Here is a 14,814-nt window from a genome sequence, read left to right as displayed (position 1 = left end):
AGTCATCACCTTTCATTCACCCCGGCCAATGACCGCTCATTTGAGTAAATCAATTCCTCTAATCCATGTTCCTTTAATACATCAACAATTTTAACAGGCATTCCTGTAGATAAGCTTTTATCCATTGCTTGAAGAAGGGCAACTGTTCCTATACCTTCCTTGATATCAGGATATGCTGTAAATCCTTGTTCAATGGAATCTGCAAAATATTCAAGGTAGTTCTGGTATTCACCAGCATGATGACTTTGTCCCTCAAACCTGAAATAATGTTTCAGGTAAGCATCCCCCCAATGAATGATCTTTTCTTCGCCAGTATTGGTCGTAACAGAGTACCGCAATTCATGGTAATCTGCCTGGCTGGCACCTTCAGTACATCTCAGTATGGTGCTCATACCACTATCTCTGGCCGCAGGTTGAGTGGGCCCCGTATAAGCTCCACTTACCCTTGCAATCCTCCCATCTGTCGCTTTAAAAATGAAATGCATGGTATCTTCATTTTTTAATCCAGCATTTTTACCATTACTGCTGATCATTCCATATCCCATCACTTCTTCAATATTGGGCAAATACCACCTTATGAAATCTGCAGGATGACTGAGTCCTCCATACAACCATTTAAATGATTCTTGCAATGCCCACCCCTTCTCTAAAAACCATCGGTGATCAGCGTGATAGTAGGCTTCAATAGTAATCAAGTCTCCTATGATACCAGCTTCAAAATCAGCCCTTTGCCTTTTTGCAGGCTCAAAGAAACGGGAGCTTTGTCCTATAAATACCTTCTTTCCTGTTTGTTCACTGAGCCGCAGCAGTTCGGCTGCTTTTGACAAATCATCAATAAATGGCTTTGTACACACCACATGTTTTCCATGCTGTAAGGCTAGTTTCACATGTTCCGCATGTAAATGATCGGGAGTATATATAGCAATGACATCAATTTCAGGATCATCCAACAATTCCTGGTAACTATTTGTATACTGATGAAAATCAAACTCTTTTGCTCGCTGGTGACATAATTCCGCCTTTACATCGCAAATTTTCTTCAGTTCCCATTTTTTACTTTGCAAGGCAGCAGACATGGTACTCCTGCCTTCCCCCAACCCTAAAATGCCTAATCGTTGCATCGGTTTCAATTATAAATAATGATGAAATAAAGTTTCAATCCTTTCCTATTTGCCTACTTCCTCCAAAAACACCCACACCTCTCCCGGCTTTGTCCCTTCAATTCCTTCCTGGTATTTTTTCATGAGTGCATTCCAATCATCAACCCTTGGGTTATTCTCTGTAGTCTTTGGATTCAGTTCATCTAAACTGCTTCCCTTAGGAATACTTATGACCAACATCAACTGCCTTCCATTTCTAAAAACTAAAAGCTGCTGGAAATTAGCATTACAAAATCCTTTGGATACTTCCGGCCACTTTTGAAACTGGGTAGCATGATAATCCATGTATTCCTTCTGTAGCACTGTATCTTCTACCAGGTTTGCTGTTAATATTACATGATCCCACACCTTGGCAACAGGATCATTCCCGCAGTGCGACCTGTTAAATTCATAAAATGGATTCCTGTATGTCTTTACAACTGCACCTTGAAAGGCTGTACTTATTTTACTTTCCAAACCTGCTGCATATGAAGCTGTATCAAATACTACAAAATGATCCTTCCATTGATGAATATTGGGATGTTGCAAACCATTCTCCTCACATATTGCCCTTAATTTTGAAAGATCTACTTTAACCCAAGGCTTTTCAACCAATTCAATGATAAAGGAACTTCCCTTCACAATGCTTGCAGTATCTTTAAATGTAACATTTTGAACTGCATGAGCCTCACGGCTAACACAAGAGCCCAAACATGAAACAATCAGGAAAACAATTCCAAAAAACACATTTGCTTTCATGATACACATTTACATTTGGTTAATAGGCCAGGCTGTCTTTCCATGTTCTTTTTCCTTTAAAAGGTACTGGTACTTCGCTTGTATACCAGCAGCATTCTTGATGCTATCCGCAACCTTGGGACCATTGTTTTCCCAGGTATTCCCAGGCCCATTAGCATTCTGAAGGAACTTTTCAGCCGGACACCAGTTATCTTTTACAGTAATGTAGGAAGAGCCTTCATCCGTATAGAGGTAGAACCAATGGTTGGGATCATGAGCATAAGGCGCCTTGTAAATACTGTCAATGTAGTTATACTGTATCAGGGAACCTGGTTGAGCAGATAAGGTATAAATTCCTGCTACATCGTACATGTGTTTTGCATAATGATGAATGCTGTTGGCAATAATAGAGTTGCTTCGCATGACATTAATAGTCCTGGTCCACCCCCATCCCATACTGATTCCAGTGTAGGAAACATTGTAGATCTCATTATGTTCTATACGGATTCCTTTAACATAACCAGCCCCGATACCAACGCATCCCCAATCCTCATTGGTAACATTGGTAATCAAGTTATTCGAGATATATGTATTGGTGCTTACGTCTCTTTCATCTGCAGGATTATAAGGAAGATGCGCTTCTATACCTTCGTCAGAGAAAACTCCTATTAGTATAGCTGTGCCACCAATATCCCTGAATAGATTGCCTTTGATTTCATCTGCATGGTTGCCTCTTTCATAATCCAATCCTGTAGAAGCAAGGTGCTCAAAGCGGCAGGATTCAAAGCCTGTATGATTGGAAAATTTCACTACTACTGCGGCTGCTGGCCTCCCTACCCATGCCTGGTTCTCCAGACCTTTCTTATCTGGAGTGCCCGGTATTTTCAGCTTATAGGCATCCAGCATATACATACCAGCCTGGTGAGGCACATGCCCTTCTTTGGAAGGACGCAACCAGGTAGCATTTTGAAAAGAAATGCCCTTGAAATAGAAATGCGACACAGGACGGTCGATCGAGCCTTCTACCCTTACCAATGTTTCTAAAGCCGGAGCAATCACATTGGCATTGCTTATGTTTTCATTGTTTCGAGGCCAATAATAAACCTTACGGGCCCTTTGGTCTAAATACCATTCACCGGGACTATCTAAAAATTGGATGGCATTGGTTAAGTAAAATGCAGAATTACCCGTCTTTTTAGAGATCCAGGGTGCGGGCCAGGGATGTTCTGATTGTACGCGGCCCTCAGGCTGGTAAAAAGTAAGCTGCGCGCTGTCTCCTTGTACGTTCACCGACTTCACTCTTAAATTGGCAATGGCCCACCACTGATGAATAAACATTTCCAATCCTTCCGCGGATGATAGGTCGCCTGCTTTTGGCTTCGGTATCCAGCAGCTTTCTGTTTGGTGATTCCAGGAAAGGATCCGGTTCATGCTATCGCCATAGGTATCCTTTGCTCGAATGGCTTTCTGTCCATTAACCCAAAGCTGACGAAATTCCAATGGTCGTCCCTCAAACATTGGCATATCAGCCATCCACACTTTGCCCTGAGCTGAAACAGGTAATCCCGGAACAGAAGATACTTTTTTCCATCCACTAACTTTTACTCCACCGCTGAGTACTGGACTTTCTCCTTGTGCGGCTTCAATAATCGTTGGACTGTTCTCAGTTCCGGAATCTTCTGGTCTAATAAAGAGAGATTCATTAAGAAAATAAGTACCACCTTTTACAATAATTCGTATGCCATCTTTTATTGAAGGATCATTAAGCCGGCGTAATTCTCTTGCCTGGCGTAAAGCTGCAGCCAAAGTGGCCTTAGGCTGCTGAACACTTCCGGGATTAGTGTCCACACCACCAGGTGCTACATATATGTCCGATGCAATAGCAATGTCAGAGAATAGAGAAATAATAGAAGCCAGTGATACGACAATCAATCGTTTACAAATAACCATCTGGATAATTTATGCAGATTGAAAAATGGATTTCATGTAAGCTGTATTCGCACTAAAGTTCTTCCTTACATTCGTTGGCTCTTTTGCATCACGTGAACGTTCAATAACCAACCAACCACGCCACTTCATTTTATCTAAGGTTTTCTTCACTTTCTTCATATCTAGTCTGGTGTTGTTCTGCAACCAAACACCATCTTCATCGGTACAATGAATCTGGCAGATACGTTCCCGTCCTAAGATACGTAACTCCTTGCAAAGGTCTCTTCCTTCCTTCAGTGGGTTAGAAAAGTTAAAGTAAATTTTAATGGCAGGAGATCCAATTTCTTTTAATAATTGAACTTCTTCTTTTGCACTTAAAGACGTTTCGATACCAATCACAACACCTGCTTCTTCAGCCATTTTACCAGCAACCTTCAGTCGCTCCACAATTGCCGGTCGCAATTCAGGATTCTTCTTTAAATCTCCTTGTATGCCTAGTGGCAAAAACGCCACTTTTACATTCATGGCTTTCATAGTCTCAATACAATCCTGGATCATCCGGTTGTACGTTGGCCTCGTAGCAAAGGACTGGGCATAAAATCCGGTCATAGCCAGGGAACAGATCTCCAGGTTCAATTCTTTAGCCTTATCTAAGAATTGTTGGCGGGTAACCGGATCAGACAATTTATTATCAAAGGTCTCTCGATTACCAAGACCACCCATATCAACTTCTACTCCATCTGCACCTAACTCTTTTGTCAATTGAAACGCACTCAATTTTTGCCTTTTTAAGATCATCAAGTCAACAACAGCGATCTTGTAACGTTGCACAGTGGGAGCAGCAGGAAAAGCCTCCAATCTATTACTAAAAGCTGATGCCCATGAAAAGTTCCTGGCTACAACTAATCCTGTGGCTACCAATGCTGCCGATGAAAGAAACTTCCTCCTTGAAAAAGAATTTTCAACCATACTCAACCCTCTATTTTTCTCTTTCATGATCTTTATAGATAAATTTTAAAAATACTGTTATACGCTCTGTTTAAAAAGTTCAAAACAAATGTTCCTGTGAGCTGATGCTCTCCGCCTTAGGCGGACTGGGGGCGTGCTGGGCAGTTATTTCTGTTCAATTAATTTTTGCAACGCCTCATACCCTTTAATAGCATTTGCAGGTAACCGCTCTCCCTTCTCCCCAAATACATACATATCACTTTCTTTCTCAATGGTCACCTTCGACTCATCTATTTTACCATTTTGATCTTTAACGGCATTAATGTTCAATCCAAGGTATTGTGCCAGGAATTCATATAAAACCAGGCGCTTGGACAATCCATAATCATGTCCTTCCTCAGGAAGGTGTACGTTTTTTACCATATCCTGTTTGCCATAAAATCCATAAACTCTTTGAAGGAAAGGAAACTCATTTTTCGGAACATTCTGTGTCCAGTCTTTACCATCAGAAATCACCAGTTGCGGTCTTGGGGCTGCCATAGCAGCAATTTCGACGTTGTTAGTACCACCTCCGCAAAGATGTGCCCCCATACCGCTTTCACAAGGACAACCTCCACTATGATAAGATGAAAGCATAACAACTGGAACACTCAATGTAATCCTGTCATCAATGGCTGTTGTCATCATAGTCTGACTGCCACCACCAGAACCTCCTGTGATAGCAACTCTGTTTTTATCAGCCTCTTTCAAAGAAAGCAGGTAATCAAGAATACGCATACCACTCAGCACTTGTACTGTCTGAGCAAGACTTTTACGGTGATCTTCAGGCTTGAATTGTAATAAAGATTCGCCCCATGCAAAAAGGTCAAAACTAACTGCCATTGCTCCCATACGAGCTTGCATAGCACAACGGATTTGTGCATCCGGACGGAAACGGTGACCGCCCCAATGTCCATCTGGGTTCAGGATAACAGGGATCTTCCCTTTGATCTTTGTAGGCTTGTAAAGTGAACCATTGATGTACACACCTGGCAAAACTTCAAAAGCAATATTTTCGACTGTATAACCATCCATCTTGCGAACTGGGGTTCTGATAGGTTGTGATGCAGGCTTAGCTGGTAATGGCGAAAGATGCAAGGCAGAAAGCATGCAGGCTTTTAATTCATCTTTCCTCTTTTCCCATTCTACCTGGTTGCTGTACAGTGAAGCAAGGTATTCCAACTGCTGTTTACCTTCTTCAACTGTCTTTAAATGGTATTGAAAAGCCTGTATCTTATATCGCTTATCTCCATCCGGCGCAAAAGTGAGATCCTGTGACGAAAGAATGTTAGTCAACGTCTTTTCCAAATTACCTGCTCTGAACCGCCAACCGGCATAGGTAATCATACGGCCAGCTACCAATTCCTCCGGGTACCTGATTTTAACATCAAACTGTTTCTCTACATCTGCAATCACTTCCTTCAAAGGCTTCTTAAATGCATCATCTGAAGTCTGAGCAAAGAGCACAGCCTTGCCAAGGAGAAAGAAACAAAGGATTAATAAGTATTTTTTCATCTTAGATATATGATTTTTTAGCATCTGCAGTCTACTATATTTTTCAATTGGGCCTGACTGCGCCGGAACCATTTTCATACACTCCCCATACACTATCCATACACCATCTATGCTTCATCTATACACCATCCATACACCATGTATGCTCCAGAAATGAAGGATGAATAGATAGGAAGAAGGAAATGATACCTTCACAAATTATTCCTCTTCTGCTTTCCCAGCTATTGGCTTTACAGGATTCCCTCCTGGCCATACACCATCTTTGATCTCTGTTAACTTCAGTTTGGAAGGATCAACCTTTACATACTTGATTTTTTGTCTCCTCCAGGTGTAAACAATATGAACCATGCCATCAGGCGTTTGGATCACAGAAGGATAGGAATACTGGCTGATCGGAGAATCCTCCAATACTAATGCCGCATACCATCTTTTACCATCTTTAGAAACAGAAACATTCAAAGGAGTGCGAGGTCCTTTAGCCAACGTATCTGGTGGCAATACGTGGTTGTACACCAGCAATTGCCTGCCGTCTTTTAAAGTCACGGCATCAGTTCCTGAATTATTGTTAGGCAGGTTTGTTTTGGATAATGGAGTCCAGGTTTTTCCGTTGTCATAAGACCAGGATTCCAGGATGGCTCTGTTCCTGCTTCTTGCCAACACCTGGAGAATACCACCTTTATGAAACAATATACTTGGCTGAATGGCATTCAAAGTTTTACCATCATTGATGGGGCCAATCTTCGTCCAGGTTTTGCCTTTGTCGTCAGAAACTTCGAAATGGAGTTTCCAACCATCACCTTCTGTGCTTGAGGGAGCTAACAGCCTTTCGTTTTTCAGCATCACAGGTTTGTTTTTCACAGGCCCGATCAAACCTTCCGGAAGCGCCTGTGCTTCAGACCAGGTGATGCCACCATCCTTTGAGGTTTTCATCCATCCTTTCCAGGCAGATACCTTAGGACCGGTTTTGTAGAACAATAACAAGTCACCGCCCGGCACCTGGTACAATACAGGATTCCAGCATGCATATCTTAAAGTATCATTGACAATACCGTTGGCAACATTTACAGGTTCTGTCCACCTGTTGTTTACCCTACGGCTCACCCAAATACATACGTCGGGATTTCTTTCCTTGGTACCACCAAACCATGAAGCGATCAACCCTTTTGGTGTCAATGCAATCGTAGCTGCGTGACTTTCCGGGAAAGGTGCTTTTTCAAAAATAAATTCATCCACCAGTATTCCACTCTTCCATCTCTGGCTTTGAGCAGAAAGGAAGTTTATGCTTCCCAACACCATAAAAGCCAATGCTATTGTTATTTTTTTCATAGTTCTTCTTGTCATTCTTTAATCAACAACTTAGATATGATTCAATCAATGATCGTTTATGTTCAATTAACATCTGTTTAATAATTAAGGCCTTGAAGCGACACGCTCTCCGCCTTTGGCGGACTGGGGGTGCGGCGCAACAAATGCATAACTTCCTGATCCAACCTGGAAAACAGCCCGGCCATCTTCCATACGTATAAATTTGATATCAGCACCAGCAGCTATCTTTCTGCCGCCTTCCCTTACATCATCTTTAGAATTGGCTGGAATATGCACTTCTGCTTTTGTATTAGCTGGTATGGTGATATTCCAGATAAACTGGCCGCCTTCTTTTTTCCATTCGCTCCTGATCACCCCATGAATAGATTGATAAGAAGCCTTTACATAATCCAATCCATCTACAGTAACGGGCTTCATTTCAATTCTTTTATAGCCTGGGAATTTTTTACTGGATTTAATACCAGCCAGGTTTTCATAATACCACACAATTAAATCACCTAGCAGCATCACGTGATTGCCAGAGTTCATGCTAGGATTAGCAGTGTTACCATTCCACAGTTCCCAAATGGTGGTTGCACCGTTTTCTGCCATGTAGCCCCAACTTGGATAGTCTTTAGCAGCAGCAATTCCATATGCCACATCTGGACGCCCCATTGTTGTAAGGCCACGCATCAGCCATTGTGTGCCGATAACACCAGTACTAATATGTCCTTTGTTTTCGATTAATATCTTATCAACAACATTTTGAAACACCCTTGCCTTTGCATTTTCAGGCACCATGCCAAAGCTCAGTGGGAGCAGGTTTGCAGTTACTGTATTATTACTGTATTGGAAAGTGCTCCTGTTAAAGAACTTCTTATTGAACTCATCCTTGATCTTTATACTTAAGGCCGCATATTCTTTGACATCCTGTGACATGTTTTGCATAGTTGCAAAGCGTTGCATCAGTTGCAACATGTAGTAATAATAGGCCGTTGCAATCACTTGCGCATCTGTTTTCCGGGCTGGATCCTGTGAGTGGATCAGCTCTTTCGATTCAGGTGGCACACACCAATCACCATAGCTATCCTTGGTCACAATATAATCGGCCGTCATGTATTTTTTACGCATATAGGCCAGCCACTTCTTCATCGAATTATAGTGTTTTACAATTGGCTCCTTGTCTCCAAACTGGTCATACAGCGTATTGGCGATCATCAGGTATGTTCCCGGCCAGGTCATGTTATCTTTATAGTAATACCAGAAGTTAGGCGCAACGTCAGGGATACTTCCTTCTTCGGTTTGCGATTGGTGAATATCATCCAACCATTTTGCATACAGCTTTACATTGTCGAAAATAAAGCTTTCACCGTAGGCGCCTGTAGAACGGTCGCCTAACCAGGGTTGGCGTTCATTACGCTGCGGGCAATCAACAGGCATTCCTTTATAATTGCTCCGGATACCCCAGAAAGAGTTTTTAAAGATCTGGTTGATGATGCTATTTGAAGTTTCAAATGTGCCAATTGTCTTCAGATCATCATTAACCACCCTGCCTTCAAAGTCCTTTGTCGTTGGTGTGCCTGGATACCCGGTAATTTCAACGTAGCGGAAGCCATGGTAAACAAATGTTGGCTCCCATACTTCTTCGCCTTCACCCTTCAAGGTATAAATATCTGTCACCTTTGCATCACGCAGGTTGGCAACATACAACTCGCCATTGTTCTGCAGTGTTTCGGCAAAACGAAGTGTTACTTGTTCGCCTTTCTTTCCGCGCACTTTCATTTTTACCCAGCCGGCCATGTTCTGGCCCATATCCATGATAAAAGTGCGGGGCTTTAATTGCTTCACAGAAGCAGGCTGAATATTTTCAACCACTCTCATTGGTTCGTTCATCTGGGCTTCAAGTTTACCTCCAGGAGCTTTTACCAATTGAGACTGTAACCATTTACCATCGTTAAATCCAGCCGTGTTCCAACCTGGCCACTCTTTTGTTGCATCATATTCCTCACCATCATATTCATTATTAGTGCGTATAGGACCATCAGCAGTCATCTTCCAGCTCTCATCACTCTTGATTTGCATCTTGCGGCCATCAGCATATTCAACTTCCAATTGAAGCAACATCTTGGGAAAGCCGAAGGTGTGCCACTTCTGCGGTTTGTAATTCTGGCGCATAGTAAAGAAGCGACCATTACCTAAAACAGTTCCAAAAGCATTTCCCCCTACTTTTACCAGGGCTGTTACATCAAACGTATTATACTTAACCGTTTTGCTGTATTCTGTAGGTGCAGGCGCCAGAACATGATTTCCTACACGTTGGCCATTGATGTATAGTTCGTACAAACCAAGACCAGCTATATATAAAGTTGCTTTTTTAATTTGAGCAGGAGCATTGAATTCCTTTCTGAAATAACGGGCAGAAAGGCGCGCAAATTTGGAAACAGAATCCCATGCAAAAGCGCTATCCATGCCAATCCATTTTGCACTCCAGTCACTTTCTTTCAATAAACCTACGCTCCAATGAGCAGGTTCGCTCCAGGAGCATTCACCTTTATTGGTCCATACTTTTACTTTCCAGAAACAATTGGTTCTGCTCGCCAAAGGTTTCCCTTTATAGTATATGTGAATAGATCGATCGGAAGCCACTTTCCCAGAGTTCCACAAATCTCCTTCCCCGGCTTTTAATTTAGCTTCTGAAGAAGCCACTAAGACCTGGTAAGCAGTCTGTTCTACATTCCTTTCTTTTGATTCCAGTTCCCAGCTCAGACGAGGCGATTTTGTTTCTATACCTTCAGGATTTAACAGCATTTCACACCTAAGGTTCACTAACTGAACTGCATCCTTCTTCTGAAATGCGATCAGGAGAGCAATAGCGACAACAGCAAAGATGGAAAGACAGAATTTTCTCACAATTGAATTTTTAAAAGGTTTAAATCCTTTGATAGCATTAGTTCCTGGTATTTTTCACAAGGTTTTTATTATTATTGTTTATTCGCATTCGCCAGGTATTCGCTTCCTGTCTTCAAAGACTTGATATAGAATGTTGCCTTAGGAGCAGAAAAACCACCATTCGGCAGATCGTATATCTGGTCTGTTGGGGTATCAGCATCGGGGAAACGACGTACACCACCTGTGCGGAAAACGATCCTTTCGATGCTTTCTGCAGGAGCAAACATAATGTTGTTGCTAGGCGTCTTTCCATTCACAGAGATGGTATAAAAACGGGTATCAACATTCCATTCCACCTTGATCTTGTATTCTTCACCTGCTTTGTATGGGGCAACTCCCCTATTGCGATAACCAGCTTTAGAAATCAAAGTTCCAGTTGAGTCAAAAGACAGCCTGATCGCAGCATTTCCTTTGGCATTCTGGAATTCAATATCCAGCTGACCTTTATCATTTTGGGCAGGCGTAATGGAGAACTCTGCACTTGATCTCTTTGCGGCAGGAATCACCCTTTCTGCTTTACCATAATCAAATGGATCCCAGTCACTCATTGTCAAAGCCTTAACTCCGTCAGCCATCTTTTCAATTGTCACCGGGGCCCAAAGCGGACTATAGACATTCCACAACTTCAACTCATCGCCATCCTTTATGTTTTGGAACACATCATCTGCTTGACTGGTTGCTTTTTCTGTTACAGGGACTGGGATCTTAGAAACCCAGATATCCTCTTTGTTCATGCTATAAGTAACCCACATGTTGCCATCCGGAGGTGTTCCATTTCCTTCAACGATACCACGCACATATTGAGGGCCATAAGATTTATAAGCACCACCATAACGCATAGAAGTGATCTCTCCGTTAACCAGCAACAGGTTGGTATAATTCAAACCATCAGGACTGGTTGAAACAGCCAGAGGCCAGCGAAACTCTGATGGATTATACACAGTTGCATACATACCGTTTGATAAACGTTGCCCCCAGATTTTCGCATTACTATTAACAAATCTTGGAGCCCGCACGGCATTAGCAGGCCATGATTTACCATTATCGGTGCTGATGGCTGTTAAGGCATTTTTCCATAGGCCAACTACACGACCATCAGGAAGGTGATAAAAGCTGAAAGCTTTATAATCTTTCTTCAAGGGAATCAGCGGATCATTCCTGTCAGCTTCTTCATTCCATTGCTGGGTAATGAGGGGGTTGGCCAATAATTCATTGCAGGCCTCAACAAATCCTTTATCCTTGCTGGAAGTATAAAAAGGATGCGCGGTATTCTTTGCATTCCAACCATGATTGTAACGGATGAAATAAACAGGCCCCATTTTACCATCTTTATAAATTTCCCTTACCACACGACCAATACCATTTCCATCGTTAGGATCATCGCCTTTTTCCAAAACAGTACCATAAAATGCAAGGGTTAACAAACGGCTCTTTTTAGATACGAAAAAGCCCATACGTTGGTGATTTACCGCGTACAGGTCTTTGGCTACCGTTTTGATGCCTTCCTTTGTTGTACCATCCGGAATCTTGTACAATCCAAAAGCAACTTCAGGTTTGGACCAATTGTATCCATCCTTTGAAGTCAACAGCAATGTTTGCCCGGGAGGTACGTGTTCACCTACAGGATTGCTTAAATACTGAACATAAAAAGTACCATTCCAGTATGCGATCATGGGCGCATGGTTGTATGTCCAGCCAAAGCCATCGCTTTTCTCCGGAAATTCCCTGTTAGCACGCATCACTTGTATATTGTGCACTCCTATAGCTGGAGCTAACTGGCCATGATGATAGTCCACGTTGCTTAACGTAGTACCTGTATAGCGGACTGTATCCTGAGCATGAACAGAAGCGGATAATAAACCGCAAAAGGCCAATGCTGATATCTTTATAAAACTATTTTTCATTTTGTATAAAATAACTGTAATACTTAGTTTTATTTTCTTCTTTTCTCCAACTGCTTCACCAATTTCTCCTTTGCCATAAAGATCGTCCCATGCTTATGACCTTCAGGCACTGAAACTTCCTTAGTGATATCCGTGAACGTTTTAAAATCCTTTGTCTTCATAGCACCATAAATCTTTTCCTGGTACACATCAAAGTAGATCAGCCACTCGTCACCTTTCTTCACAACACTGGGCCCTTCGATAAAGTTGCCAGTAAATGGTTGCGACGCACTAGAATACGGCCCCAATGCATTGTTGGCAAAAGCCACTTTCAGGTTGCGGTTCGGACGCGTGTTGTCTTTTAACACCTGTATATACTGATCTTTCTTTTCCTTCACGATCACAGCATCAATGGCACTAAAGCCAGGATCAAAAAATAGTTTGGTATCAGAGAAGATTTTGAAATCTTTTGTAGTGGTATAATACAACCTATGGTTGTTGTTCTCCTCTTCTACCCCTTTAGGGAAGCGGAAAGGAATGGTAGATGCCCAAACAATAACAAACTGCTTTTGCGCATCATCATAAAACAATTCAGGAGCCCATACATTCACAACATCCTTCTCATTTTTCATCACAGGAATGAATTGCTGTTCAGACCAATGAACCAGGTCTTTAGAGGAAGCATAACCAAACCCATTATCACCTCTCCAGGCAGATGTCCATACCAGGTGGTAAGTACCATCTGGACCTTGAGCGATAGAAGGATCCCTCATGATCTTACTACCTACTTCCGGTTTCAGGAAAACACCATTGAGTTCTTTCCAGTGATAAGCATCTTTACTATACAATAAACGCAAGCCTTCATTGGCCGGTTCGCGGAAAGAAGTGAACATATAGACCTCCTTTCCGGCTTTACATCCTCCTAAAAGCAAAAGGCAGGCAGCGTAGAAAAAATTCTTCTTCAGCATAAATTATATTGTTTCCAATACCAACACCCAATCATTTCCATCTTGTTGCTCACCTGGAGGGCTAAATGATTGTACTCCTTTGTTGGCAAAAGTGCCAATTACAGTTTGTTCCTCATTACGTGGATTATACCAGGAAGCTTTCACCTTACTGCCCTTAATCTTACCCATCGCAATATTCATGTTACGGCCATTGAAAGTATAAATGAAAGCATAGTTCTTTCCTCTTGTGGCGACCAGGTGATTATACTTTTCACCCTGGCCTGAAGCGATCAAAGACTGATCTGGAACACGTTCCAAGTATGGTTTAGAAAGCATCAGGTTTTTCAGATATAACATTTGCCTTGCACCCGGATGATCAATCGCATCATACCAGTAATCCTTAGAGCCATAAGCGCTCCCTTTATCTGTTGGCTTGTGCATTTGCATTACCGCATTATGACCATAAGTGTAACCAAAGCCACCAGCAAAAACCGACCAGTAACCATATCTTCTTACATCAGCATCTGTCCACAGTTTCTCTGTAGTATCATGCAAACCCTGGGGAATCCTTTCATAAGAAGGTTCTCCATCGATGCTCGGTTTTACAGGAGACAAACGGAAGTCGGTCTGGATGTATTTCCAATTGTCTTCTCCATAATGAAATTGCTCTCCAGCAGTAGTATCCTGGTCATACCTACGGTGCCCGGATTGAAACATATTGAAATCCAACCAAGGCTCTTTATGAAACCAAATGGAAGAAGTGGTGCGGCCTCTGGGATGGAATGTTATCAAGTGATTGGGGTCGTGTGCACGTAATGTGGAACCGATTGTTTTCCAAACATCCAGGGAATCAGCGCCAGGAATATCACCACCATTCATCCAAATGATGTTTGACTGGTTTTTATATCTATCTGCCAACCATGAAGCATATTTTTGGGCTTGCTGTTGGTTGACGTATCCTTCTTTCACATTAGTGCCCCACACTGGTACAAGGGCCATATAAATACCTTTTTCCTCAGCCTTTTTGATAATGTAATCCACATGATCCCAGAAATCATATTGTTCTGCATCTGCAAATGAATTACCTGGTGTAGTTATTGGAGCAGCGACATCTCTATTATTCAAAGCTTTATCTCCATATACGTTGACAGCACTTACTGTATGCAATGTCATCACCTGGATCACATTAAAACCCTTCATCCTGCGGTCTTCCAAATATTTCTCAGCTTCTTCGCGTGTCAGCTTACCAAACAATAACCAACCTGTATCACCCAACCAAAAGAAAGGTTCTCCTTTTTCAGTAACGAGGTAACGTCCATTTGCAGACACCTTCAACTTAGGCAACGGTTTTATTGCAGTTTGCGAGAAACTAAGACTAGATAAAAAGCAAACTAAAATGGTTGCAGCAATCTTTTTCAACAT

At 42.1% G+C, this 14,814-nt stretch carries 10 protein-coding genes; all 10 read right to left on the bottom strand.

Annotation, left to right across the window (positions count from 1 at the left end):
* Nucleotides 1-5: 5 nt before the first annotated feature.
* Nucleotides 6-1,121: a Gfo/Idh/MocA family oxidoreductase gene (locus tag OCK74_RS22490; protein ID WP_279299346.1), complete on the bottom strand. Its 1,116-nt coding sequence runs from the start codon at nt 1,119-1,121 to the stop codon at nt 6-8.
* A gap of 45 nt (nt 1,122-1,166) precedes the next feature.
* Nucleotides 1,167-1,898 carry an L-rhamnose mutarotase gene (locus OCK74_RS22485; RefSeq protein ID WP_279299345.1) on the bottom strand — a complete coding sequence of 244 codons (732 nt, stop codon included), beginning with the start codon at nt 1,896-1,898 and terminating at the stop codon, nt 1,167-1,169.
* A 9-nt stretch (nt 1,899-1,907) separates the two neighbouring features.
* A complete protein-coding gene (locus OCK74_RS22480; RefSeq protein WP_279299344.1) occupies nt 1,908-3,827 on the bottom strand; it encodes a right-handed parallel beta-helix repeat-containing protein in 1,920 nt (639 codons plus the stop codon).
* A gap of 9 nt (nt 3,828-3,836) precedes the next feature.
* Nucleotides 3,837-4,802, bottom strand: a complete 966-nt coding sequence (locus OCK74_RS22475; protein WP_279299343.1) for a sugar phosphate isomerase/epimerase family protein — start codon at nt 4,800-4,802, stop codon at nt 3,837-3,839.
* A 117-nt stretch (nt 4,803-4,919) separates the two neighbouring features.
* The gene (locus tag OCK74_RS22470) at nt 4,920-6,308 is read right to left on the bottom strand and encodes an alpha/beta hydrolase family protein (RefSeq protein WP_279299342.1); all 1,389 of its coding nucleotides are present in this window, start codon (nt 6,306-6,308) and stop codon (nt 4,920-4,922) included.
* Between the two features lie 198 nt (nt 6,309-6,506).
* The gene (locus OCK74_RS22465) at nt 6,507-7,634 is read right to left on the bottom strand and encodes a sialidase family protein (protein WP_279299341.1); all 1,128 of its coding nucleotides are present in this window, start codon (nt 7,632-7,634) and stop codon (nt 6,507-6,509) included.
* An 84-nt stretch (nt 7,635-7,718) separates the two neighbouring features.
* Nucleotides 7,719-10,523 carry a glycoside hydrolase family 78 protein gene (locus tag OCK74_RS22460; protein ID WP_279299340.1) on the bottom strand — a complete coding sequence of 935 codons (2,805 nt, stop codon included), beginning with the start codon at nt 10,521-10,523 and terminating at the stop codon, nt 7,719-7,721.
* A 71-nt stretch (nt 10,524-10,594) separates the two neighbouring features.
* Nucleotides 10,595-12,466, bottom strand: coding sequence for a six-hairpin glycosidase (locus OCK74_RS22455; RefSeq protein WP_279299339.1), 1,872 nt, complete (start codon nt 12,464-12,466; stop codon nt 10,595-10,597).
* 29 nt (nt 12,467-12,495) lie between these two features.
* Nucleotides 12,496-13,413, bottom strand: coding sequence for a glycoside hydrolase family 43 protein (locus OCK74_RS22450; RefSeq protein WP_279299338.1), 918 nt, complete (start codon nt 13,411-13,413; stop codon nt 12,496-12,498).
* Between the two features lie 3 nt (nt 13,414-13,416).
* On the bottom strand, nt 13,417-14,814 hold the full coding sequence (locus OCK74_RS22445; protein WP_279299337.1) for a glycoside hydrolase family 140 protein: 1,398 nt from the start codon (nt 14,812-14,814) through the stop codon (nt 13,417-13,419).

The sequence above is a fragment of the Paraflavisolibacter caeni genome, assembly GCF_025628885.1.
Lineage (GTDB): Bacteria > Bacteroidota > Bacteroidia > Chitinophagales > Chitinophagaceae > Flavisolibacter > Flavisolibacter caeni.
The sequence above is the reverse complement of the archived record's forward strand: the minus strand, read 5'-3'. Positions and strand labels throughout refer to the sequence as shown.